Raw genomic sequence first — 22,607 nt, 5'->3', positions numbered from 1 at the left:
GGTTTCTCGTGCCCGCTCGAAAATCGTTCGCCGACACCCTGGGGAAACTGCCCGGGGTGTCGTACGCGTGCGTTCTCGACGCGGGCGACGGGTCGATCGTCGAGGCCGTCGGCGCCGGTGGGCCGCCGGTGCCGGTGGGGGAGATCCTCGACGCCTTCGTCGGCGTCGCGGGACTCGCGGGCGGGCGTGCCGGGGCGCTGCAGAGCGTCGTCGTGACCGGGCCGCGGACCGTGCAGGTGCTCGCTCCGGCGCCCCGCGGCGAGGTCGGCCGGGGCGCCCCCGGCGGGGCCGGAGACGCCCCGGCCGCACGCGATGTGCTGTACGTGCGGCTGATCCGTGCCCGCGCGAACGTGGCCGGCACGCTGCGCGAGATCCAGGTGCTCGCGGGGGCTCCGCCCCGTCCGGGCACCGGCTCGACGTCCGCGGCTCGTCCCGCGGTCCCGCCGACCGCGCTGCCCGCCGCCCCCGTCCGCTTCCCGGGGCCCGGCATACGGCCGCCGGGCACGCCCGACTCCGACATCGCCGGCCCTACGACGACGCCGACCGCGGCGCCTGGGACGACGCCCACCGCGACGCCCACCGCGACGCCCACCGCGGGGCCCACCGCGGGGCCCACCGCGACGCCCACCGCGACGCCCACCGCGGGGCCCACAGCGGCGCCTGGGACGGCGCCCGCGTCGGCGCCCACCACGACGACCGAAGGGGTCGACGCGCCCGGGGCCGCGGTGCTTCCCGGGACCGACGTGCCCGCCGGGACCGACGTGTCCGGTGCGGCCCCGGTGCCCCTCGGGGCCGACGTGCCTGGAGTGGTTCCCACGCCACGCGGGGCCGCCGGGCTCGTCGCGACCGAGGGCCGACGGCACGCCCCCAGTCGGGGGGATCCCGCTCCGACCAGCGCGAATCGGCTCCTCCGGGAGCCCGCGGCCCGGGCCGCCTCCGTCGCCGAGTTCTTCGCCGCGGCCCACCGGGCGCGCCCCCCGCTGCCCACGCCCGCGCCCAGGCCCGGGCCTGACGCCGCCCGCTCCGCCCCCGTTCCCGCCGCCCCTGTTCGCCCCGCCCCCGTTCCCACAGCGCCCGTTCCCGACGCGCCTGTTCGCCCCGCCCCCGTCCGTTCCGTCCCCGCCCGGCCCGCTCACCCGGTCCCCACGCCGCGCACCTCGCCCATGGATCCCGGACCGGCGCGCCGCGCACCGGACGGCGGGGGTCCGGACCCGAGACCGGACCCGGCGGCACAAGGCCCGACAGCACCGGACCCGACAGCACCGGACCCGACAGCACCGGACCCGACGGCACAAGGCCCGGCGGCACAAGGCCCGGCGGCACAAGGCCCGGCGGCACAAGGCCCGGCGGCCTCCGCCCCGGCGGCACCCGCCCCGGCGGCACCCGCCCCGGCGGCACCCGCCCCGGCGGCACCGGCCACGGCAACACCCCGCGCAGCGGTGTCGGAGGCCGCGGCCGCCCGCACCGCTGATGCCTCGGATCCGCCGGAAGAGGCCACCGGGGGTGCCGCGCCGGCGTCGGACGCGGTCCAGGAGCCGAGTGCGGACGCCGCGCGGGAGTCCTCCGGTGCGGCCGCCCGCGGCGGCCCGCTCGACACGGCCCATGCGGGCGACCCCGCGGGCCCGCCCGCCCCCCTGCCCCGGCGGACGGGGCGTGCCGTGGTGCCACCGTCGCGCACACCCCCCGACGGCGCCGCGGACGAACGGCGGTGGTCCACCGATCTCTCGACCCTGCGCCGGCTCGCCGACGGGTTGCGCCGGAGGCTGTCGTGACGCGCGCCGCCGCGCTGCCGGACAATCGCCGATATCGCCGGCGGTGCGATCCTCGACGCCCCCCGAAAACGTCCTCGTGACGATTCTGCGCTACCGTTCCCGTTCCCCCGTCCCCGCAATGGAAGATCATCCCGCAACGGATGATCGAAAGGCACACCGATGAGCTCGATCGAGCATTCTCTGGACATGGCCGCCAACATCAAGGGCGCGTTCGCCGTGGCCCTCGTGGACTACGAGAGCGGCATGACGCTCGGCTCCCGCGGCGGCAGCGCCGAGTTCGACCTGGAGGTGGCGGCCCCGGGCAACAGCGACGTGGTCCGCACCAAGATCGAGGTGACCCAGAAGCTGGGCCTGCGCGAGAACATCGAGGACATCCTGATCACCCTCGACAACCAGTACCACCTGATCCGGCTGATCCGCGGCCTGCCGGACGAGAAGCTGTTCTTCTACCTGGTGCTCAACCGCGCGCAGGCCAACCTGGCGATGGCCCGGCGCGACCTCAAGATCATCGAGCAGGAGTTCTACATGTCGCACCCGAACGCGGGCGCCCGTGCCCCGCAGGGCGGCGACAGCCAGTACTTCCAGGCGCCCGCCCCGCGCTGACCCCAGCCATCCCGACCCACCCGCGAGGACGTCCGTGCCGAGTCGAGCCGGAACCGCAGGCGCTCCCGGACCGCTGCGCAGCGCCGCCCACGAGGTGCTGCGCAGACCGGAGGTGCTGGCGGCCGCGCTGGTGGACGTCGAGAGCGGGCTGGCGCTCGACGTCGCGTTCTCCGACGGGCTCCGCCTGGACCCCGGGGTCGATCCCGACGCCGTGGCCGCGGCCCAGGTGGAGGTCCTGCGGTCGACCGCGGACCTCGCCCGGGTGCTGCGGCGCTCGACCGCGGAGGTCGTCGTCCGACAGGGCGAGGCGGTGTTCCACCTCGTGCGTCCGCTGCCGGATCCCGTCGGCGGCGGGGTCGCGGTCGCCGTGCTCGTCGCGGCACCCGAGCGGAACCTGCGGCGGGTGCGCAGGCTGCTCGACCGGATCGATCCCCGGGCGCTCGTGCCCTCGGGCCCGCCGGTCCGGCCCGCACCGCCGCGCCCGGCCGTCGAACCCCCTGCGGTCGCCGTCGCGGTCCCCGCCCCGCGTGCACCGGAGCACGGCGAGCCGGGCCCGGGTGGGCACACCGCGCCGGTACCGGCGACGGCGCCGTTCGCCGTCGTCCGGGCGCCGGGCGGATCCGAGCGCACGATCCGCCCGACTCGCGTGCCCGAGGTGGGGGACTCGCGGGCCGGGGGCGGGGGACTCGCGGGGACGCACTCGGGCGACCGGCACGCACCCGCACCCGCACCCGCACCGGAGCCGGCGTCCGCGGCCTCGGACTGGTTCGACCCCGTGGTGCCCGGCGAGCCGCCGCCGCCGCGGCGCACGCTGCGGACCCGCGCCGAGACCGATCATCTGGTGCTGCGCCGCCGGTCCTGACCCGCGAGAACCGGGTGGCGGCCCCGCACTAGCATCGGGGGGACCGTTCGTTCGATTCCTCGAGGAGTCTCCTGTGTCCGCAGCACCCGCCCCGCCCGCGTCCGCGCCGATCACGGTGCCCGCGGGGACGACCGCGGGGGCCCGGATCCGGGAGGCGGGCCTGCCGACGAGCGGGCCGCAGGCGATCGTCGTGGTGAAGGACGGGCAGGGGAACCTCAAGGACCTCGCGTGGGCACCCGAGGCGGACGCCGAGGTCGTGCCGGTCACCGCGGACTCCGACGAGGGCCGCAGCGTGATCCGGCACTCCGCCGCGCACGTCCTGGCGCAGGCGGTGCAGCAGCTGTACCCGGAGGCCAAGCTCGGCATCGGCCCGCCCGTCACGGACGGCTTCTACTACGACTTCGACGTCGAGAAGCCCTTCACGCCGGAGGATCTGCGCAAGCTCGAGTCGGCGATGAAGAAGATCATCAAGTCCGGCCAGCGGTTCTCCCGGCGGCTGTTCGCGTCGAAGGACGAGGCCCGCGCCGAGCTCAAGGACGAGCCGTACAAGCTGGAGCTGATCGACCTCAAGGGCCCCGAGGAGGACGTGGTCGAGATCGACTCCTCCGGCGAGCTCACGATCTACGACAACGTCCACGCGCACACCGGCGCCACCGTCTGGTCGGACCTGTGCCGCGGCCCGCACCTGCCGACCACGAAGTACATCCCGGCGTTCGCGCTGACCAGGACCGCCGCGGCGTACTGGCGGGGGTCGGAGAAGAACCCGCAGCTGCAGCGCATCTACGGCACCGCGTGGGAGTCGCAGGAGGCGCTCGACGCCTACCTGGAGCGCGTCGCCGAGGCCGAGCGCCGCGACCACCGCCGCCTCGGCGCCGAGCTGGACCTGTTCTCCTTCCCGGACCAGATCGGCTCGGGTCTGCCGGTGTTCCACCCCAAGGGCGGTGTGATCCGCAAGGAGCTGGAGGACTACTCCCGGCGCAAGCACGAGCGGGCCGGGTACGAGTTCGTCAACACCCCGCACATCACCAAGGGGCAGCTGTTCCGGACCTCCGGCCACCTCGAGTGGTACGAGGAGGGCATGTACCCGGGCATGATCCTCGACGAGGAGCGCAACGCGGACGGGACCGTCCGCAAGCCCGGCCAGGACTACTACCTCAAGCCGATGAACTGCCCGATGCACAACCTGATCTTCGACGCGCGCGGCCGCAGCTACCGCGAGCTGCCGCTGCGGCTGTTCGAGTTCGGGACCGTGTACCGGTACGAGAAGTCCGGCGTGGTGCACGGCCTGACCCGTGCCCGCGGCTTCACCCAGGACGACGCGCACATCTACTGCACCGAGGAGCAGATGGAGGGCGAGATCGCCTCCCTGCTGGACTTCGTGCTCAACCTGCTGCGGGACTACGGCCTGGACGACTTCTACCTGGAGATCTCCACCCGCAACCCGGAGAAGTCCATCGGCTCGGACGAGGAGTGGGAGCGCGCCACCGCGGTGCTGCGCAAGGTCGCCGAGGAGACCGGGCTCACGCTCACCGAGGACCCGGGCGGCGCCGCCTTCTACGCGCCCAAGATCAGCGTGCAGGTGAAGGACGCGATCGGCCGCAGCTGGCAGATGTCCACCATCCAGGTCGACCTGATGCTGCCGGAGCGCTTCGACCTGCAGTACACGGCGTCGGACGGCAGCAGGCAGCGGCCGGTCATGATCCACCGCGCGCTGTTCGGCTCCATCGAGCGGTTCTTCGGCGTGCTCCTGGAGCACTACGCGGGTGCGTTCCCGGCCTGGCTGGCGCCGACCCAGGTCGTCGCCATCCCGGTCACCGACGAGCAGGTGCCCGCCGTGGAGGAGGTCGTCGGCCTGCTGCGCGAGCGCGGCGTGCGCGTGGAGCTCGACGCGGGGGACGACCGGATGCAGAAGAAGATCCGCACCCACACCCTCGCGAAGGTGCCGTTCCTGCTGCTGGCGGGCGCGCGGGACGTGGAGGCGGGTGCGGTCAGCTTCCGCTTCCGGGACGGGTCGCAGGTCAACGGCATCCCGGTGGCGCAGGCCGTGGAGGCCGTCGTCGCGTGGATCGCGAGCCGCAGCAACGTGAACCCGACCGCCGAGACCTTCACCGTCTAGGCTCGCGGACGTGCCCGATCTGGAACCGATGGACGGTGTCGGCACGCCGGACGGGTTCCGCAGGCTGTGGACGCCGCACCGGCTCGCCTACATCAAGGAGGCGGGCGAGGGCGGCTGCCCGTTCTGCCGGATCCCGTCCCTGCCGGACGCCGACGGGCTGATCGTGGCGCGTGGCGAGACCGTGTTCGCCCTGCTCAACCTGCACCCGTACAACCCCGGGCATCTGATGGTCCTGCCGTACCGGCACGTCGCGGAGCTCGAGGACCTCACCGCGGCGGAGTCGGCGGAGCTGATGCTGTTCACCCAGCGCGCGATCCGGGCGATGAAGAAGGTGTCGGCGCCGCACGCCTTCAACACCGGGCTCAACCTGGGCACGGTCGCGGGCGGGTCGCTGGCCGACCACCTGCACCAGCACGTCGTGCCGCGGTGGGGTGGGGACGCCAACTTCATCGCGGTCGTCGGGCAGACGAAGGTCATCCCGCAGCTGCTCTCCGAGACCCGCGAGCTGTTGGCGGGCGCGTGGGAGCCCACCTGGAGCCCCGACTAGTCTGAACGACCCGGGACGTCCGGACCGGTGCACGGCGGAACCATGCGAGGAGTCGGCGCGACCCGATGCTCAACCTTCACGCCCGCGAGTACGTCAACCGGGTGACCGACCCGATCGGCCGCGCGCTGGTCGAGCGGGGGTTGACCCCGAACACCGTCACGGTGGTCGGGACGGTCGGCGCGTCGGCCGCCGCGCTCTGGTTCTTCCCGCGGGGCGAGCTCGCGATCGGCCCGTGGGTGATCACGTTCTTCGTGCTGCTGGACCTCGTCGACGGCGCCATGGCCCGCGCGGGCGGCAAGGGGACGGCGTTCGGCGCGGTGCTCGACTCGACCTGCGACCGGATCGCCGACGGCGCGCTGCTCGCCGGCCTGACCTGGTGGTGCCTGGGTGTCGGCGAGGAGCGGGTGCTCGGCATCGCCGCGATGATCTGCCTGGTCAGCAGTCAGCTGATCTCGTACGTGAAGGCCCGCGCGGAGGGCATGGGGCTCGACGCGGACGGCGGGCTGGTCGAGCGCGCCGAGCGCCTGATCGTCGTCCTGCTCGGCACGTTCCTGCACGGCGTCGGGGTGCCGTACGCGCTGCACGTGGCCCTGTGGGGGCTCGCGGCGGCCTCGGTGTACACGGTGCTGCAGCGCCTCGTCCTGGTGCACCGCAGCGCCCGGGAGCAAGCCCGGTGAACCCGGCCGAGCTCGGCTTCGGCGCCGCGTGGCGCGTGCTCCGGCACGTGCCGCGCCCGGTGGCGGGGCTCGGGTTCGAGGCGGGCGGCGATCTGGCGGCCCGCCGCGGGGGCGCCGGCGTCGCACGGCTGCGGGCGAACCTCGCCCGCGTCGTCCCCGGCCTCGCGGGCGCCGAGCTCGACCGGCTGGTCCGGGCGGCCATGCGCAGCTACGCGCGGTACTGGAACGAGGCGTTCCGGCTGCCCGCCCTGCAGCCCGGGACGATCCACGCCGGGATGCACGGCGCCGCGACGGGCATCGGGCCCGGGATCGCGGCCATGCAGGCGGGGCGCGGCGTGGTCTACGCGCTGCCGCACGCGGGGAACTGGGACGTCGCCGGGGTCTACATCCTCGAGGAGATGCGCAGGCACGGGCTGCCCGCGGAGATGACCACCGTCGTCGAGCGGCTGGAGCCGGAGTCGGTGTTCCGGCGGTTCGTCTCCTACCGCGAGTCGCTGGGGTTCGAGATCGTGGCGCAGGACGACGGGCGGGCGGCCCACCTCGCGCTCACCCGGCGGCTGCGGGCCGGGGGACTGGTGTGCCTGGTCAGCGACCGGGACCTGACCGGCGGCGGGGTGGAGGTCGGCTTCTTCGGCGAGTCGGTCCGGTTCCCCTCCGGCCCCGCGTCCCTGGCCGCGCTGACCGGTGCCGCCCTGTACCCGGTGGGCCCCTACTTCCTGCCGCGCGGGCGGTGGGGGGTCACGGTCCTGCCGGAGATCCCGGTGCCGGACCGGGCCGCCGTGCGCAAGGCGACCCAGGAGCTGGCGTCGGCGTTCGAGGAGCTCATCGCCGCGCACCCGGCCGACTGGCACATGCTGCAGGAGCTGACGCGGTGAGGATCGGGATCGTCTGTCCCTACTCGCTCGACGTCCCGGGCGGGGTCCAGAGCCACGTCGTCGACCTGGCGCGGGCGCTGCGCGCGCTGGGGCACGACGTCTCGGTGCTCGCCCCCGCCGAGGAGGGCGCCGACCTGCCGGACTTCGTGACCCCGGCCGGCAAGGCGCTCGGGGTGCCCTACAACGGGTCCGTGGCGCGCGTGACGTTCGGGCCGGTCACCTACGCGCGGGCCCGCCGATGGCTCGCCGACCACGAGTTCGACGTCCTGCACCTGCACGAACCCACCACGTTCTCCGTCTCGGTGCTCGCGCTGCTGGCGGCGGAGGGGCCGATCGTGGCGACCTTCCACACGTCCACGGAGCGGTCGCGCACCCTGCACGCGTTCGGCGGGGTGCTGCGGCCGCTGATGGAGAAGGTCACGGCGCGGATCGCGGTGTCGGCCACCGCGCGGCGGGTGCAGGTCGAGCACCTCGGCGGGGACGCGACGGAGATCCCGAACGGCGTGGACGTGGCGCGGTTCGCCCACGGGCCGCGGCTCCCGCTGGAGGGTCCGACGGTCGGGTTCGTCGGGCGCTTCTCCGAACCGCGCAAGGGCTTCTCGGTGCTCGTGGAGGCGCTCGACGGGCTCGGCGCCCGCCTGGTGGTGGTCGGGCGCGGGGACGCGGCCGAGCTGCCCGCGGGCGTGCAGTACCTCGGCGCGGTCGACGACGACACGAAGGCCGCCATGCTGCGCTCCGTGGACGTCTTCTGCGCCCCCAACCTGGGCGGCGAGAGCTTCGGCATGGTGCTCACCGAGGCGATGGCGGCGGGCGCCCCGGTCGTCGCGAGCGATCTGGAGTCCTTCCGCCGGGTGCTCGACGGCGCCGGTGTGCTGGTGCCGACGGGGTCCGTCGCCGGGCTGCGGGCGGCCCTGGGCGCGGTGCTCGCCGACCCCGCCCGGAGAGCGGCGATGTCCGCCGCGGGGCGGGCGCGGGCCGCCCGGTTCGACTGGCCGGTCGTGGCGGGCCAGGTGCTGCAGGTCTACCAGGCGGCGATCGCCGCCGATCCGCGTCAGGTGCCCGCCTCGTGAACGGGGCCACGACGTGGGTCGTCCTCGGCGTCGCCGTGCTGGTGCTCGTCTGGGTCACCGTGCTGTGCGTCGCGCGGTCGAGGCGGCTGGACCGGCTGCACCAGCGCACGGACGCCGCCCGGGTCGGCCTGGAGTCCGCGCTGGCGCGGCGGGCGTCCGTCGCGGTCGCCGTCGCGGAGGGGTTGGGCGCGGCGCGGGCCCCGGAGGGCAGCCCGGTCGCCGCGCTCGGGCACGCCGCCCGCGCCGCGGGCGCGGGCCTGGTCCGCGACCTGCCGCGCGAGTGGGACCAGGGCGTCGAGGCCCGGGAGCTGGTCGAGAACGCGCTCTCGCGCGCCCTGGGGGCGGTGGACCGGGACCTGCTGCCCACCGCCGTGCTGGCCGAGCTGGTGGACGCCGAACAGCTCGTCGTGCTGGCCCGCCGGGTCCACAACGACGCCGTCCGGGACACCCGTGGCCTGCGGTCGAGACGGCTCGTCCGATGGCTGCGGCTCTACGGCACGGCGCCGCTGCCGGAGTACTTCGAGATCGCCGAGTCGGCACCGCATAGTGGACGCGTAGCATCTACGGACGGCCCGGTCTCCCGGGAGTAACCGTCGAGAAGGAGCGCCACAGCAATGTCCGCGTCGTCGTCCGAGCAGGTCCCCGCCGGTCAGGAGTTGGGCACCGCCCGCGTCAAGCGTGGCATGGCGGAGATGCTCAAGGGCGGTGTGATCATGGACGTGGTCACGCCCGAGCAGGCGAAGATCGCCGAGGACGCGGGCGCCGTCGCCGTCATGGCCCTCGAGCGCGTCCCCGCGGACATCCGGGCGCAGGGTGGCGTGGCGCGGATGAGCGACCCGGACATGATCCAGGGGATCATCGAGGCCGTCTCGATCCCGGTCATGGCCAAGGCCCGGATCGGGCACTTCGTCGAGGCGCAGGTCCTGCAGTCCCTCGGCGTGGACTACGTCGACGAGTCCGAGGTCCTCACCCCGGCCGACGAGGCGCACCACATCGACAAGTGGGCCTTCACCGTGCCCTTCGTCTGCGGCGCGACCAACCTGGGGGAGGCGCTGCGGCGGATCTCCGAGGGCGCGGCGATGATCCGCTCGAAGGGCGAGGCCGGCACCGGGAACGTCGTCGAGGCGACCCGGCACATGCGCGCGATGCGATCGGAGATCAAGCGGCTCGGCACCCTGGACGAGGCGGAGCTGTTCATCGCGGCCAAGGAGCTGCGGGCGCCGGTGCAGCTCGTCGCCGAGGTCGCCGCGGCCGGGAAGCTGCCGGTCACGCTGTTCACCGCGGGCGGCATCGCCACCCCGGCGGACGCGGCGATGATGATGCAGCTCGGCGCCGAGGGCGTGTTCGTGGGCTCGGGCATCTTCAAGTCCGGCGACCCGGCGCAGCGCGCCGCGGCGATCGTCAAGGCCACCACGATGTTCGACGACGCGGACGTGATCGCCAAGGTCTCGCGCGGGCTCGGCGAGGCGATGGTCGGCATCAACATCCCGGACCTGCCCGACGCGCAGCGGTACGCCCAGCGCGGCTGGTAACGCCTTCGGGTGGTACCGCGGTGCGTGACGACGTCGGGTGGTCGAGACGTCGTCCGCCCGCCTGGCGCGGGGTGCGACCTGGGCGTCGGTCTCGGCGCCACTCGGTTGCGCTACGTGATCGAAGTGGCACGTTCCGGACACCGCGGCGCACTCCACGCCCACTCGAACGGGTGGCTGCTCCGATCGCGATCACGCTGGGGCTCCTACTGTCCGCTGTGACAGTTGGGGTTCGAGTGGTGGAGGCGACGGATGAGGTTCGTGCGTTCGGGCGTGCTCGGCGGTGTCGTCTGCTCGATCGTCGCCACGGCGATGATCACCGGATCGGCGGTCGCGGACCCCGGCGCACCGGCCGGATGCGTGCCCGTCGCCGTCGCTCCGGGCGCGGTCGCGGGTCCGGGGGCGACGGCCCAGGCCCCGCCCGCCCTGGCCCCGGCCACTCAGGCCCCGCCCGCCCAGACCCCGCCCGCTGAGGCCCCGCCCACTCAGGCCCCAGCCGCCGAGGCCCCGCCCGTCCAGACTCCGCCCGTCCAGACCCCGCCCGTCCAGACCCCGGCCGCCCAGACCCCGGCCGCCCAGACCCCGGCCGCCCAGACCCCGGCCGCCCAGACCCCGGCCGCCCAGACCCCGCCCGCCGGCGACGGGGCGGTCGACGGGGCGGCGGCCGGGTGTGCGCCCGCGGACACCAGCGCGGCGACCGCGTTCGGATGGGGCAGGCCGAACCGGGACGACGAGTTCGACGGCACCGCGCTGAGCGGCCAGTGGGAGCCCTACGACGGCCCCGGCCACAACGGCGCGGGCCGCCGCTCACCGGGCGCGTTCGCGGTGCAGGACGGGGTGCTCACCGTGAACGGCGGCGCCGACGGCACCACGGGCGGCATGGCGTGGGCGCCGGGGCAGCGGTACGGCCGCTGGGAGGCGCGGGTGCGCTCGCCCGCCGCGGACCCGAGCTACCACGCCGTCCTGCTGCTCTGGCCGGATGCCGAGAACTGGCCGAAGGGCGGCGAGGTCGACTTCATGGAGGACTCCGACCCGTCCCGCCAGGACACGGACATGTTCCTGCACTACGGCGCGGACAACAGCCAGCTCCACGGCGACGTCCGGATCGACGCGACCCAGTGGCACGACTGGGCCGTCGAATGGACGCCCGACCACATCACCGCGTTCGTCGACGGGAAGCAGTGGTGGACCACCGACGACACGAGCGCCCTCCCGCCCGGCCCGATGCACCTCACCGTGCAGCTCGACTGGTTCCCGGAGGGTAAGGGCCGGGTCAAGGCCTCGGAGATGCAGGTCGACTGGGTCAGGCAGTACCCCCTGGACCCCGTGAGCGACCGCTGAGCGCGGCTCGGCTCAGACGTACTCCATGATCAGTACGGCGGCCGTGCCCGGGGCGAGGGCCTGGTAGGAGTGGGGGAGATCGCCGGGGAAGCGGGCGTAGTCGCCCGGGCCGAGCTCCACCTCCTCGCCCTGCGGCCCCGCGACCCAGCGCCCCGCCGTCACGACCAGGTGTTCGGTGGTGCCCGGGATGTGGGCGTGGGCGGCCCGGGCCTCGCCGGGCTCCGCGGTGATCACGTGCAGGTCGCGCCGGGCGCCGGGTGGGCAGGCGGCCAGCAGGGTGCCGGTGAACGGCGAGTGGTCGGACGGGATCACCACGCCCTGCCCGGCCCGGACGACGGTCGTCCCGCGGTCGGGGGGATCGACGAGCCGGGAGAACGGGACGTCGAGCACGACGGCGATCGCCCACAGCGTCTCGACGCTCGGGTTGCCCGCCCCCGCCTCCAGCTGCGAGACGGTGGACTTGGACAACCCCGCCCGCCGCGCCAGCTCGCCGAGCGAGAGCTCCTGCCGGGTCCGTTCGCGGCGGACGGCCAGGGCGATGCCGTCGAGCGGTGTTCGGCTCATCGAACACTCAAACCGGTTTGACGAACGCCTGCCATGCCGGTCACTCTAGCGGACATGCGTTCGGCAGAGCGAACAGTCGACCTCCGGGACGTCGCCGCGTTGGCGGCGGCGGTGGGGATCGTCGGCATGTCGTACGGGGCACTCGCAGCGTCGGCGGGCGTCCCGTGGCCCCTGGTGGTCGGGATGTCGCTGCTGGTGTTCGCGGGCGGGTCCCAGTTCCTGGCGGTCGCGGTGGTGGTCGCGGGCGGTGCGCCGGCGGCCGCGGTCGCCGCCGGACTGCTGATCAACCTGCGGCACCTGCCGTTCGGGTTCGCGATCGGCGAGGTCGTCGGCCGGTCGTGGCCCGCGCGGCTGGTCGGGGCGCACCTGCTGATCGACGAGAACGTGGCGCTGACCCGCTCGCGCGGCACCGGGCCGCGCGGTACCCGCGTGTACTGGCTCTGCGGGGCGAGCCTGTTCGTCGCGTGGAACCTCGGCTCGGTGGTCGGGCTGCTGGCGGGCGGGCGGATCCCCGATCCCGCGGTCTTCGGGGTGGACGCGGCCTTCCCGGCGGCGCTGCTCGCGCTGCTGCTCCCGTCGCTGAGGCAGGCGGACGCGCGGCGGGTCGGGATCGCCGCGGCCGTGCTCGCGCTGGCCGCGACGCCCTTCCTGCCCGCCGGGGTGCCCGTGCTCGTGGGGCTGGCGGGGCTGCTGGTGGCCCTGCGCCCGGCGCAGGAGGTGCGGTCGTGAGCTGGCCCGCGCTGCTGGCGCTCGCCGTGGGCACGTACGGGATCCGGCTGGCCGGGATCCTGTTGCGGGACCGGCTGCGGCTCCCGGAGCGGGCGACCCGGCTCCTCGACCTGGGCGCGACGGCCCTGCTGATCGCCCTCGTCGCCACCGCGGCGCTCACCGAGGACGGCGGCTTCGCGGGCTGGGCCCGCCCCGCCGGCGTGGTGGCGGGCGCGGCGGCGGCGCTGCTGAAGGCCCCGTTCGTGCTGGTCGTGGTGTTGGCGGCGGGCGTCGCGGCCGGTCTGCGGGCGGTCGGGATCCCTTAGGGCGTGGTTCCCTCAGGGCGCGAAGTCCACCGTCACGCAGCCCACACGGTCGCCCGCGGTGCCCGCCTTGCCGGCCTCGGTGGCCGTCGCCTTCTCGTGCACCACGACGGACTGCGCCGCGCGGTCGGGCGTGAAGGCCCACTCCGCCTGGGTGGCGGTGACCGAGCCCGCGCCCGAGGCGTCGGTCGTGAAGTCCAGCCACACCTCGTTGGCCGGGTTGGCGAACGCCGGGTCGACGCTGGGGGTCACCGGGTCGGCCGCGTGCTGGAAGTGCGGCCCGGAGTCCGCCGCGGCCGGGCCGCAGGCCTTCTGGTGGGCGTGCGCGCCGTAGGTCCGGTTCGGCAGCAGGCCGGTCACGGCGAGTGTGATGGTGCTGGTGGCGTCGGTCGTCTCGCCGGTCACCCGGGCGGTCGCCCCCTCGGGGACCAGCTCGGGGTCGTAGGTCAGGGCGACGCCCTGCGTCCCGAACGTGCCGGTCACGTCGACCGCGGAGGAGGACGACGAGGACGCGGACGAGGACGGGGAGGACGGGGCGGCGGGGGAGGAGCCGCAGCCTGCGAGAAGGACGGCGGCGGCGGCGACGGGGAGCAGGAGCAGGCGCGTGGAGAGCATCGCCCAGAGATACCCCGCGGGGGTGTACCGGGCCGCGCCGACGGGCCCGGCGTCCCCCGATCGTGGCGCCGAGGGCTCGCCGCGCGGGGACGAGCGGTTCGCGCGACGATCGGGGTGTGCGTGCTCTCGTGATCGGTGCGACCGGCTATGTCGGCGCGCGGCTGGTGCCGCGGCTCCTCGGGGCGGGCGCGACCGTCCGGTGTCTGGTCCGGTCCCCGGAGAAGCTGGCCCGGACGGGGTTCGCCGACCGGGTGGAGGTGATCCGCGGGGACGTCCTGGAGACGGTCGCGGAGGCCTGCGCCGACGTCGACGTCCTCTACCACCTCGTCCACTCGATGGACGGCCCCGGGTTCGCGGAGCGGGACCGGGGGATCGCGGAGGCCGTCGCGGACGCCGCCGCCCGCGCGGGCGTGCGGCGGATCGTCTACCTGGGCGGACTCCAGCCGGTCGACGGCGGCAACTCGGCGCACCTGCGCTCGCGCGGCGAGGTGGGGGAGGTGCTGCTGGCGGGCCCGGTGCCCGCCGTCGTGCTGCAGGCCGGGATCGTCGTGGGGCGCGGGTCGGCGAGCTTCGAGATGATCCGGCACGTCGCGGAGACCGTCTTCGGGGGCCCGCTCGCGCTCCCGCTGCCGGACCAGGCCTGGAACCGCGTGCAGCCCATCGCGATCGACGACGTCCTGTACTGGCTGACCGCCGCGCTGCGGCTCCCGGCCGGGACGAACCGCACGTTCGACGTCGGCGGTCCGGACGTCCCCACCTACGTCGAGCTGCTCCGGGGGTACGCGCGCGAGGCCGGTCTGGCCCGGGCGGTGACCGTGCCGGTGCCGGTCGCGGCGCCCCGGCTCGGCGCCCGCGCCGTCGGGCTGCTGACCCCGGTCGACCGCGAGCTCGCCGCGCCGCTGCTGGAGTCGATGGCCCACGAGCTGGTCTGCCGCGAGGACGACCTGGCCGGGCTGGTCGGGGAGCCGCCCGGCGGCCGGACCCCCTACCCCGAGGCGGTCCGGCGGGCCCTGGCCGATCCCGGGACGCCGAGCGACCTGCCCGGCTCCGGGCCGCCCGAGATCACCGGCAGGCACGTGGTCGAGGTGGACGCCCCGGTCGAGGACCTCTGGGCGGTCGTCGCCGGGATCGGTGGCGACGAGGGCTGGCACACGCTCCCCGGGGTGTGGGCCGTGCGACAGCGGCTCGATGGTCTGATCGGCGGCGTCGGGCTGCGCCGCGGCAGGCCTCGGCGACTGGAGCCGGGCGCGGCGCTCGACTGGTGGCGGGTCGAGGAGGTCGAGCCGGGACGCTCGCTCCTGCTGCGGGCGGAGACCCGCATGCCGGGCACCGCACGGCTGCGCATGACCGCCGAACCCACCGGGCCGGGCACGAGCCGCTACACCCAGACCGTCACGTTCCGTCCCCGGGGTCTCGCGGGGCGCATCTACTGGTACGCCCAGAAGCCGGCGCACGATCTGGTGTTCGGGGTGACGGCACGGATGATCGCCTACCACGCGCAGGGCCGAACGGAGTAGCAGTAGGGCCCGCTCGGGGGCACCGGACTCTCAGGAACGGCGTTACTCGTCGAGGATCGTTGCGCCTGCACCTTTCGTTACCGAGTCGATCGGTGATCCTCCTCCCGTTGACCCGCCGGTTCGTCACCGAGAGCATTCGCCGCAGCCGTCCGCTCCCCGCAACGGCCGCACCCGCACCGCCCGCGGGTCGCCACGTTCCGCCGCGTTCCGGCCCGCCTCCCCCGAGGGCCGGGGCGCGGCGGTCGGCATTCGGGGGAGACCGCCGCCTCACGCGATCGGCCGAGAGCGACGGCTCGTTACCGATACCCACCGTGATGCCGTCCACCTTGACGGGTGAACGGATCGCCGACACGATCGACGACGCTGCCGACGCTCCCCGCTTCCGGTGGCACTCGCCCGCGGTCGCCGACGTCCCGGGCGCCGAGCCTCCACCCCGAGAGCCCCGGAGCTGCCCCGTCGTGCCCGTTCGACATACCGACCCGCCCCCCGCACCGTCGCGCGCACCGTCGTCCGTACCGGAGACGCCCGCCCGGACCCGCAGCCAGAAGGTCGCGGACTCGCCCTCGCTGATGGCGATCGTCGCCATCGCGGCGATCGGGGTGCTGCTCTACACCGTGTTCCTGTTCGACTTCGGCCATCGCGGCGACTGGCCCGCCTACCTGCTGGTCCTGGTCGCCGAGTCGTTCATCGTGGTGCAGGCGCTGATCTCGCTGTGGACCATCCTGTCCAGCGGCCACGACCCGCGCGACTACACGTTCAACGAGGCGCAGCGCGCGCTCTACGGCAACCAGGTCGAGCAGACCATGGCCATCGGCATCGGCATGCGGCACGCCGAGATGCAGCTCAACGACTTCCCGATCACGGTGGACGTCTTCATCACCACCTACGGCGAGGCGCTCGCGGACATCCGCAAGACCGTCGAGGCGGCCGTCGCGATGGACGGCGCGCACACGACCTACGTGCTCGACGACGGCAAGTCGGCCGCCGTCCGGGACCTCGCGCGCGAGCTCGGGGCCGAGTACGTGGCCCGGGAGGGCAACGCCCACGCCAAGGCGGGCAACGTCAACCACGCCCTGTCGATCACCACGGGCGACCTGTTCGTGATCCTCGACGCGGACTTCGTCGCGCGCCCGGACTTCCTCTACGAGACCGTCCCGTTCTTCGCGGACCCCACGGTCGCGTTCGTCCAGACCCCGCAGACCTACGGCAACCTGCGCGGGCTCATCTCGCGCGGCGCCGGCTACATGCAGACGGTCTTCTACAAGTTCACCCAGCCCGGGAAGAACCGCTTCAACGCGGCCTTCTGCGTCGGCACGAACGTGGTGTTCCGGCGGACCGCGGTCATGGAGATCGGCGGCATCTGGCAGGAGTCGAAGTCCGAGGACGTCTGGACGTCGATGAAGCTCCACGAGCGCGGCTGGCGGTCGATCTTCATCGGCACCGAGCTCGCCGTCGGGCACACCCCGGAGACGATCGAGACCTACACCAAGCAGCAGCTGCGGTGGGCCACCGGCGGCTTCGAGATCCTGTTCCGGGCCAACCCGATGGGCCGCGGCCGGGCGCTCACGCTGGACCAGCGCCTGCAGTACTTCGGCACGGCGACCTTCTACCTGGTCGGCATCGCGCCGGGGCTGCTGCTGCTCGTCCCGCCGCTGCAGATCTACTTCGGGATCGCCCCCATCAGCCAGGACGTCCCCGGTCTGACGTGGTTCTTCTACTACGCCGGCTTCTACTTCATGCAGATCGTGGTCGCGCTGTTCACCATCGGCTCGTTCCGGTGGGAGACGCTGCTGCTGGCCACGGCCTCGTTCCCGATCTACGTCAAGGCCTTCGCGAACGCGCTGCTGCGCCGCGACCAGGCCTGGAGCGTGACCGGGCAGAAGGGCGTGCGGAACTCGCCGTTCACGTTCATCGTGCCGCAGGTCCTGGCGTTCGTCTTCCTGCTCGCGACGTCCGTGGTGGGGGTCTGGCAGGCCCAGCTCGACCGGGCGTTCTCCCTGGCCGTGTTCTGGAACATCCTCAACACCCTCGTGCTGGGGGCGTTCGTGGTCACGGCGCTCAAGGAGTCCCGCGAGATCGCCCGCGCCTCCCGCGAGCTGCGCGCACTGCGCCGCGCCGGGCGAGAGCCGGTCGGGGAGCACGACGAGAAGGTGGTCACCCCGGTGCTGCCCGAGCCGCGCGAGGAGCGTCGCACGGCGGCGATCAGGCCGGTCGCGCCCGTCTCGCCCCCGCGTCCCGCGATCGCCGCCACCCAGGCCGTCGCGGCCGTGCCGCGGCGCCATCGCGCCGTGGCCGTCCGCGGACCGGCACCCCGGCCCACACCCCCGCCCGCAGCCCCGCGCCCGCCCGCGCCGGTGCTGCCCAGCCAGTCCGGGCCGCCGTCGATCAGCGGGCCGCTGCCCGGCCTGCCGATCGGGGGCGGGCCCGGGCGTGCCCGGCCACCCGCAGGCCGCCCGCAGGCCGCGGAGGTGCCGGAACCCCGGACGGCCCCCGTCCCGGTCGTCCCGTCCCCGCGCCGCCGCAGCGCGAGCGGCGCCGACCTGGCCGCGGAGGTCCTGTCGTTCAGCGGTGACGTCCCCGTCCGCCGGGGCGACCGGAGGTCCCGATGACGCTCGTGCGCCGCGTGCGGCTGCTGATCGGCATCATCGTGGTGCTGCTGGTCGCCGCCTACCTGACCATGCTGGTCAACGCCCGCAAGGGCGAGGTCGAGAGCGCCTCGGCGTCGCTGGCCGCGGAGAGCTACCCGGTCGGGACGGACTACTCCGGCACGCTCAGTGCCCAGCTGGTGCAGGTCGGTGACGAGGTGCAGGTCGGACAGCCCCTGTTCGAGCTGCAGAGCGCCACCCTCGCCCGCGACCTCGCCCAGGGCCTGGTCGACCCGGCCAAGGTGCCGTACCAGATCAAGGACGGCTCCACGATGGTCCTGACGGCGACGGACCAGGGCCGCGTCGAAGGCATCTCCTTCGCGGTGGGGTCCTTCGTGACCGCGAACTCCGAGCTCGCGACGGTGCAGGGGGCGGGCTCGCTCTACGTCGATGCCGAGTTCGTGCTGACCGCCCCGGACTACGCGCGGCTGCCGCCGAACGCCACCATCGACGTCCTGCTGCCGAACAACGAGACGGTCCGCGCCCAGGCCGGGCGGATCCAGGTCCGGACCGAGAACGGCGAGGCCCGGACCGTGGTGCAGGCCTTCAGCCCCGAGCTGGGGGACGCGACCGCGGACGGCCTGTTCGCCGTCGGGTCGCCCGTGCAGGCCACGCTGCACCTGCGCAACGACGGCGTGGTCACCGACGTCACGCAGTGGTTCACCGACCTGACCGGGTTCACCCCGTGAGGCGGGTGGGCCTGCTGCTGCTCACCCTCCTGCTCACGGGCTGCACCGTGCAGATCGAGGGGACCCCGGTGGCCGAGGGCGGCAGCGACCCCGAGCTCGCCGCCGCGGTCGCCGCGCTGCCGCAGCGCAGCATCGGCACCGCCCCGGCGATGCGACTGGCCGCGGGCCTGGTCCCGCCGACCAACCGCTGGTTCTCCGGGCTGGTGTTCCCGCCCGAGCCGCAGCCGGTCTTCCCGCTGCCGCTCTCGGTCGGGCTGAAGCCCGGCGGGCTCACGATCGGGGTCCCGCAGGTCCGGGCCGAGGACAAGACGGTGTTCGGCTCGCACACCCCCGCCCTGGACGTCCCGATCGACGCCACGGACCTGCAGGTCGCGGCCTACGACGACCTGACGGTGACCGTCGCCTACCTCGACCGCGGTGCCGAGGTGGGGCGGGTCGTCCTCACCCGCGGCTCGCCGTTCGTGCACTACACCGCGACCCGCGCCCAGTCTCTCACGGTCGGGCCGCAGCCGCTGCGCGCGGACGGCACGGTCGACATCCGCGGCGGCACCTACGGGGTGGCGACCGACGGGTCGTTGCGCGGGTCCGCCCTCGACCTGCCCGCGGGCGGGGCCGCCACCTTCTACGCCGTCCCGGCGGACGGGGACCCGGCGGAGTTCGCCGCCGCCGCGCGGGTCGCGGTGACCGGCGGCTCGGTCGTCGAGCAGGTCGACGGGGACACCGTCGCGACCACGCTGACCTACCGGACCTCCGGCGGCGACACGATCGTCGGCGCGATGCCCGGCCAGGGTGCGGCGGGGTGCCCGAGCGTGGGGTCGTTCGCCACGCTCTACGGCCGCATGGACCTGTGCCGCACGACGACGCTGCAGCTGCGCACGCCTGCGCTGACCCCGTCCGGCGCCCTCGACCTCGGCAGGCTCGACGCGGCCGAGCGGACCGAGCTCGAGCGGGCCGTCACGGCGGACACGGCAACGTTGCAGCTGACGGCCGCGGACACCTACTTCGGTGGGAAACAGCTGGCCAGGGCCACGAACCTGCTGACCCTCGCCGAGGGCCTGGACATGGCGCCGACCGCGCAGCGGATCCGCGACCAGCTCGTCCCGGTACTGGAACAGTGGGCCGACCCCATGGGATGCACCGAGCGGACCACGCACTGCTTCGTGTACGACCCGACGCTGCGCGGCATGGTGGGGCTCGAGAACTCGTTCGGCTCCGAGGAGTTCAACGACCACCAGTTCCACTACGGCTACTTCCTCTACGCCGCCGGGATCCTGGGCCGGGACGACCCCGCGCTCGTCGAGAAGATCGCGCCGGTGATCGACCTGCTGGCGGCGGACATCGGCAACGCCCGCGCCACGGGGGAGTTCCCCCGGGCCCGGGCGTTCGACCCGTACGAGGGCCACTCGTGGGCGTCCGGGTTCAGCCCGTTCGGCGACGGCAACAACCAGGAGTCCAGCTCCGAGTCCGTCACCGCCTACAACGGGCTGGCCCTGTGGGCGGAGCTGCGCGGACGGCCCGAGCAGCGCACGCAGGCCGTCGCGATGCTGTCCCGCGAGGCCTCGTCCGCGGTGCGGTACTGGACGCAACCCGACCTGCCGTCGGGGTTCGGGCACGAGATCGTGTCCATCAACTGGGGCGGCAAACGGGACTACGCCACCTGGTTCAGCGCCGAACCCAGCGCGATCCTGGGGATCCAGCTGATCCCGATGTCGCCCGTCGCGGGCTACCTGGGCGGGGACGTCGACCGGATCCGCCGCAACGTCGCCGAGGCCGCCCCGAACGGCTACGACGTCCCGCTGGGCGACTACGTGCTGATGTACAAGGCGATGGCGGACCGCGACGAGGCCCTGCGCATCGCCCGCACCCTCCCGAACGACGCGATCGACGACGGCAACTCCCGCGCCTACCTCCTGGCCTGGATCCTCACCCGCTGACCAGGAACGAGCGAACGGCGCGCTCGCTCACACCTGGTGAGCGAACGCGCCGTTCGCCGTCAGGGGGTGTCGTACCTCGCGAAGCGTCGCGTGAACGTCGCGGTGCCGCTCGTGAGGGCGCGCAGGTCCACGGCGTAGCGGAGCAGCTCGGCCGCCGGCACCTCGGCGCGGACCACGGTGCGGCCCGGCACCTCCGTCGGCTCGGTGCCCAGCACGCGTCCCCGCCTGCCGGACAGGTCGCCCAGGACGGCACCCAGGTGCGCGTCGAGGATCGTCACGCCGACCTCGTCGACCTGCTCCAACAGCACCAGCCCGCACTCCTGGGCCGCCGCGCGCAGGGCGAGCGCCCCGGCCGTCTGGAAGGCGGCGTCCGAGGAGTCGACGCTGTGGGCCTTGCCGTCCACCAGCGTCGCCCGGACGTCGACGACCGGGTGTGCGACGCCGTCGACCGCAGGCCCGTGGGCGAGCTGCGCGCGGATGCCCTTCTCGACGCTCGGCACGTACTGCGTCGGCACCGACCCGCCGACCACCGCGGAGCGGAACTCGAACCCGGACCCGCGGGGGAGCGGCTCGAACTCGACGTGGCACACCGCGTACTGCCCGTGCCCGCCGGACTGCTTGACGTGCCGCCCGGTCACCCGCGCCGCGGACCCGAGCGTGACCCGCATCGGCACCCGGACGTCCTCGGTGCGGACGTCCGCGCCCGCCTCCCGCAGCCGCGAGAGCACCACGTCCGCGTGCGCCTCCCCGGTCGTCCACAGCACGGTCTGGTGGGTCTCCCGGCTGCGTTCCAGGCGCAGCCCCGGGTCGGCGGTGACCAGCGTGGCGAGGGTCCGCGCGAGCTGGTCCTCCGCGCCCGGCTCCGTCGGCACGACGGCGATCGGCAGCAGCGGCTCGGGCAGCTCCCAGGCCCGCAGCAGCAGGGGGTGGTCCGCGGCGGACACGGTGTCGCCCGTCTCGGCCCCGGAGACCTTCGTCAGGGCGCAGATGTCCCCGGCCACGCAGACCTCGGTGTCGACGAGCGTAGCGCCGAGCGGCGTGTAGAGGTGGGAGAGCCGGTCGTCGAGGTCGTGACCGGTGTCCTCGGGGCTGCTGCGCGGCGCCGGGACGTGCCCGGACACGTGGATCGCGGTGTCCGCGCGCAGGGTCCCGGAGAACACCCGGACCAGCGAGACCCGGCCGACGTACGGGTCCGCCGAGGTGCGCACGACCTCCGCGGCCAGCGGCCCGTGCGGATCCGCCGTCAGCGCGGGGTGGGGGTCGCCGTCGATGGTGCTCACCGGCGGCAGGGGGTGCTCCAGCGGCGACGGGAACCCGCCGGCGAGCAGCTCCAGCACCGCGTCCAGCCCCGTCCCCGTCGCGGCGCAGACCGGCACGACGGGGTGGAAGGCCCCGCGGGCGACGGCGGTCTCCAGGTCGGCGACCAGCGTCTCGACGGCGATCTGCCCGCCGTCCTCGCCGTCCCCGCCGCCCAGGTAGCGGTCCATCAGCGACTCGTCCTCGGACTGCTCGATGATCCCCTCGATCAGGCTCGCCCGGGCCTCCTCGGCGCCGTCCGGCGCGGCTCCGGGACCCTGTGTGAGCAGGCCGTACAGCCCGTCGTCGGTCGGCAGGTACAGGGGGGCGACGCCCGCGCCGAACGCCTCCCGGCACGCCAACCGGGTGGCCTCGACGTCCGCCCGGGCCTGGTCGCACCGCGCGACCACGACCGCCCGCGGCATCCCGACGGCGGCGCACTCCCGCCACAGCGCCGCGGTGGCGGGGTCGATCACGCCGTCGGCCCCGGCGGTCGCGGGGACGACGAACAGCGCGGCGTCCGCGGCGCGCAGGCCCGCCCGCAGCTCGCCGACGAAGTCCCCGTAGCCGGGGGTGTCGATCAGGTTGATCTTGAGCCCCGCGTGCCGCAGCGGCGCGACGGCGACGCCGACCGAGCGGTGCCTGCGGACGGCGGCGGGATCGTGGTCACAGACCGTCGTCCCGTCCACCACGCTGCCGGCGCGGGGGATGGTGCCGGTGTGGGCGAGGAGGGCCTCGACCAGCGTCGTCTTGCCCGCCCCCGAGGGACCGACGAGCACGACGTTCCTGATCAGCGCGGGATCGACCACCCCGGCCGGGTCGGCTCCCGAGGCTCTCCGGTCTTGTCTGACGGTCATGGCCGCACCTCCGCGGGCATCCGCGCGGCACGCCGGTGTGCCGCCGGTCACACCGATTGGACTCCGG

General features: G+C 74.5%; 20 protein-coding genes. 17 read left to right on the top strand and 3 right to left on the bottom strand.

Annotated features, from left to right (window positions below; genetic code table 11):
• Nucleotides 1-8: 8 nt before the first annotated feature.
• From L3X23_RS10815 to L3X23_RS10765, 11 genes are all read left to right on the top strand, one after another.
• Nucleotides 9-1,772 carry a hypothetical protein gene (locus L3X23_RS10815; protein WP_237198202.1) on the top strand — a complete coding sequence of 588 codons (1,764 nt, stop codon included), beginning with the start codon at nt 9-11 and terminating at the stop codon, nt 1,770-1,772.
• 159 nt (nt 1,773-1,931) lie between these two features.
• Complete coding sequence (locus L3X23_RS10810) at nt 1,932-2,375, top strand: hypothetical protein (protein ID WP_237192083.1); 444 nt, start codon at nt 1,932-1,934, stop codon at nt 2,373-2,375.
• Between the two features lie 34 nt (nt 2,376-2,409).
• Nucleotides 2,410-3,237, top strand: coding sequence for a hypothetical protein (locus L3X23_RS10805; RefSeq protein WP_237192082.1), 828 nt, complete (start codon nt 2,410-2,412; stop codon nt 3,235-3,237).
• Nucleotides 3,238-3,310: 73 nt separating this feature from the next.
• Complete coding sequence (gene thrS / locus L3X23_RS10800) at nt 3,311-5,353, top strand: threonine--tRNA ligase (protein WP_237192081.1); 2,043 nt, start codon at nt 3,311-3,313, stop codon at nt 5,351-5,353.
• Between the two features lie 28 nt (nt 5,354-5,381).
• A complete protein-coding gene (locus L3X23_RS10795; RefSeq protein ID WP_237197996.1) occupies nt 5,382-5,900 on the top strand; it encodes an HIT domain-containing protein in 519 nt (172 codons plus the stop codon).
• A gap of 65 nt (nt 5,901-5,965) precedes the next feature.
• A complete protein-coding gene (gene pgsA, locus L3X23_RS10790; RefSeq protein ID WP_237192080.1) occupies nt 5,966-6,577 on the top strand; it encodes a phosphatidylinositol phosphate synthase in 612 nt (203 codons plus the stop codon).
• Nucleotides 6,574-7,452 carry a phosphatidylinositol mannoside acyltransferase gene (locus L3X23_RS10785; RefSeq protein ID WP_237192079.1) on the top strand — a complete coding sequence of 293 codons (879 nt, stop codon included), beginning with the start codon at nt 6,574-6,576 and terminating at the stop codon, nt 7,450-7,452. Before pgsA ends, L3X23_RS10785 begins: the two co-directional genes overlap by 4 nt.
• The gene (locus L3X23_RS10780) at nt 7,449-8,522 is read left to right on the top strand and encodes a glycosyltransferase family 4 protein (RefSeq protein ID WP_093078278.1); all 1,074 of its coding nucleotides are present in this window, start codon (nt 7,449-7,451) and stop codon (nt 8,520-8,522) included. The genes L3X23_RS10785 and L3X23_RS10780 overlap by 4 nt, the downstream gene beginning before the upstream one ends.
• On the top strand, nt 8,519-9,112 hold the full coding sequence (locus L3X23_RS10775; protein ID WP_237192078.1) for an NUDIX hydrolase: 594 nt from the start codon (nt 8,519-8,521) through the stop codon (nt 9,110-9,112). The genes L3X23_RS10780 and L3X23_RS10775 overlap by 4 nt, the downstream gene beginning before the upstream one ends.
• Nucleotides 9,113-9,136: 24 nt before the next feature.
• The gene (pdxS, locus tag L3X23_RS10770; RefSeq protein ID WP_237192077.1) at nt 9,137-10,054 is read left to right on the top strand and encodes a pyridoxal 5'-phosphate synthase lyase subunit PdxS; all 918 of its coding nucleotides are present in this window, start codon (nt 9,137-9,139) and stop codon (nt 10,052-10,054) included.
• Between the two features lie 249 nt (nt 10,055-10,303).
• Nucleotides 10,304-11,392, top strand: coding sequence for a glycoside hydrolase family 16 protein (locus tag L3X23_RS10765; protein WP_237192076.1), 1,089 nt, complete (start codon nt 10,304-10,306; stop codon nt 11,390-11,392).
• A 12-nt stretch (nt 11,393-11,404) separates the two neighbouring features.
• On the opposite strand, the gene L3X23_RS10760 is transcribed toward L3X23_RS10765, so the two are convergent.
• A complete protein-coding gene (locus L3X23_RS10760; protein WP_093078269.1) occupies nt 11,405-11,956 on the bottom strand; it encodes a helix-turn-helix domain-containing protein in 552 nt (183 codons plus the stop codon).
• 54 nt (nt 11,957-12,010) lie between these two features.
• On the opposite strand from L3X23_RS10760, the gene L3X23_RS10755 reads away from it, so the two are divergent.
• Together L3X23_RS10755 and L3X23_RS10750 are read left to right on the top strand one after the other, a co-directional pair.
• Nucleotides 12,011-12,685 (top strand): AzlC family ABC transporter permease, encoded by a 675-nt coding sequence (locus L3X23_RS10755; RefSeq protein WP_237192075.1) that lies wholly within the window; start codon nt 12,011-12,013, stop codon nt 12,683-12,685.
• Nucleotides 12,682-12,990 (top strand): AzlD domain-containing protein, encoded by a 309-nt coding sequence (locus L3X23_RS10750; protein WP_237192074.1) that lies wholly within the window; start codon nt 12,682-12,684, stop codon nt 12,988-12,990. The genes L3X23_RS10755 and L3X23_RS10750 overlap by 4 nt, the downstream gene beginning before the upstream one ends.
• 12 nt (nt 12,991-13,002) lie before the next feature.
• On the opposite strand, the gene L3X23_RS10745 is transcribed toward L3X23_RS10750, so the two are convergent.
• Nucleotides 13,003-13,602: a superoxide dismutase family protein gene (locus L3X23_RS10745; RefSeq protein ID WP_237192073.1), complete on the bottom strand. Its 600-nt coding sequence runs from the start codon at nt 13,600-13,602 to the stop codon at nt 13,003-13,005.
• Nucleotides 13,603-13,718: 116 nt separating this feature from the next.
• Between L3X23_RS10745 and L3X23_RS10740 the strand changes: the two genes are divergently transcribed.
• The 4 genes from L3X23_RS10740 to L3X23_RS36100 all read left to right on the top strand — a co-directional run bounded on the left by L3X23_RS10740 (nt 13,719) and on the right by L3X23_RS36100 (nt 20,387).
• On the top strand, nt 13,719-15,119 hold the full coding sequence (locus L3X23_RS10740; RefSeq protein ID WP_237192072.1) for a DUF2867 domain-containing protein: 1,401 nt from the start codon (nt 13,719-13,721) through the stop codon (nt 15,117-15,119).
• A gap of 458 nt (nt 15,120-15,577) precedes the next feature.
• A complete protein-coding gene (locus L3X23_RS35860; RefSeq protein WP_308116892.1) occupies nt 15,578-17,728 on the top strand; it encodes a glycosyltransferase family 2 protein in 2,151 nt (716 codons plus the stop codon).
• A complete protein-coding gene (locus tag L3X23_RS10730; protein ID WP_237192071.1) occupies nt 17,725-18,453 on the top strand; it encodes a hypothetical protein in 729 nt (242 codons plus the stop codon). Before L3X23_RS35860 ends, L3X23_RS10730 begins: the two co-directional genes overlap by 4 nt.
• Nucleotides 18,450-20,387 (top strand): glycosyl hydrolase, encoded by a 1,938-nt coding sequence (locus L3X23_RS36100; RefSeq protein ID WP_237192070.1) that lies wholly within the window; start codon nt 18,450-18,452, stop codon nt 20,385-20,387. The genes L3X23_RS10730 and L3X23_RS36100 overlap by 4 nt, the downstream gene beginning before the upstream one ends.
• Nucleotides 20,388-20,446: 59 nt before the next feature.
• Here the strand turns inward: L3X23_RS36100 and L3X23_RS10720 are convergent, their stop codons facing one another.
• On the bottom strand, nt 20,447-22,540 hold the full coding sequence (locus L3X23_RS10720) for an elongation factor G-like protein EF-G2 (RefSeq protein WP_237192069.1): 2,094 nt from the start codon (nt 22,538-22,540) through the stop codon (nt 20,447-20,449).
• Nucleotides 22,541-22,607 lie beyond the last annotated feature (67 nt).

The sequence above is a fragment of the Pseudonocardia sp. WMMC193 genome (assembly GCF_021728735.1).
Lineage (GTDB): Bacteria > Actinomycetota > Actinomycetes > Mycobacteriales > Pseudonocardiaceae > Pseudonocardia > Pseudonocardia oroxyli.
This window is presented reverse-complemented; position numbering and strand designations above follow the sequence as displayed.

What these genes read in the sequence shown, in the direction of transcription:
- L3X23_RS10810 (WP_237192083.1), top strand. Translation starts at nt 1,932, where the DNA reads ATGAGCTCGATCGAGCATTCTCTGGACATGGCCGCCAACATCAAGGGC.
- L3X23_RS10795 (WP_237197996.1), top strand. Translation starts at nt 5,382, where the DNA reads ATGGACGGTGTCGGCACGCCGGACGGGTTCCGCAGGCTGTGGACGCCG.
- pgsA (WP_237192080.1), top strand. Translation starts at nt 5,966, where the DNA reads ATGCTCAACCTTCACGCCCGCGAGTACGTCAACCGGGTGACCGACCCG.
- pdxS (WP_237192077.1), top strand. Translation starts at nt 9,137, where the DNA reads ATGTCCGCGTCGTCGTCCGAGCAGGTCCCCGCCGGTCAGGAGTTGGGC.
- L3X23_RS10765 (WP_237192076.1), top strand. Translation starts at nt 10,304, where the DNA reads ATGAGGTTCGTGCGTTCGGGCGTGCTCGGCGGTGTCGTCTGCTCGATC.
- L3X23_RS10760 (WP_093078269.1), bottom strand. Translation starts at nt 11,956, where the DNA reads ATGAGCCGAACACCGCTCGACGGCATCGCCCTGGCCGTCCGCCGCGAA.
- L3X23_RS10755 (WP_237192075.1), top strand. Translation starts at nt 12,011, where the DNA reads ATGCGTTCGGCAGAGCGAACAGTCGACCTCCGGGACGTCGCCGCGTTG.
- L3X23_RS10745 (WP_237192073.1), bottom strand. Translation starts at nt 13,602, where the DNA reads ATGCTCTCCACGCGCCTGCTCCTGCTCCCCGTCGCCGCCGCCGCCGTC.
- L3X23_RS10730 (WP_237192071.1), top strand. Translation starts at nt 17,725, where the DNA reads ATGACGCTCGTGCGCCGCGTGCGGCTGCTGATCGGCATCATCGTGGTG.
- L3X23_RS10720 (WP_237192069.1), bottom strand. Translation starts at nt 22,540, where the DNA reads ATGACCGTCAGACAAGACCGGAGAGCCTCGGGAGCCGACCCGGCCGGG.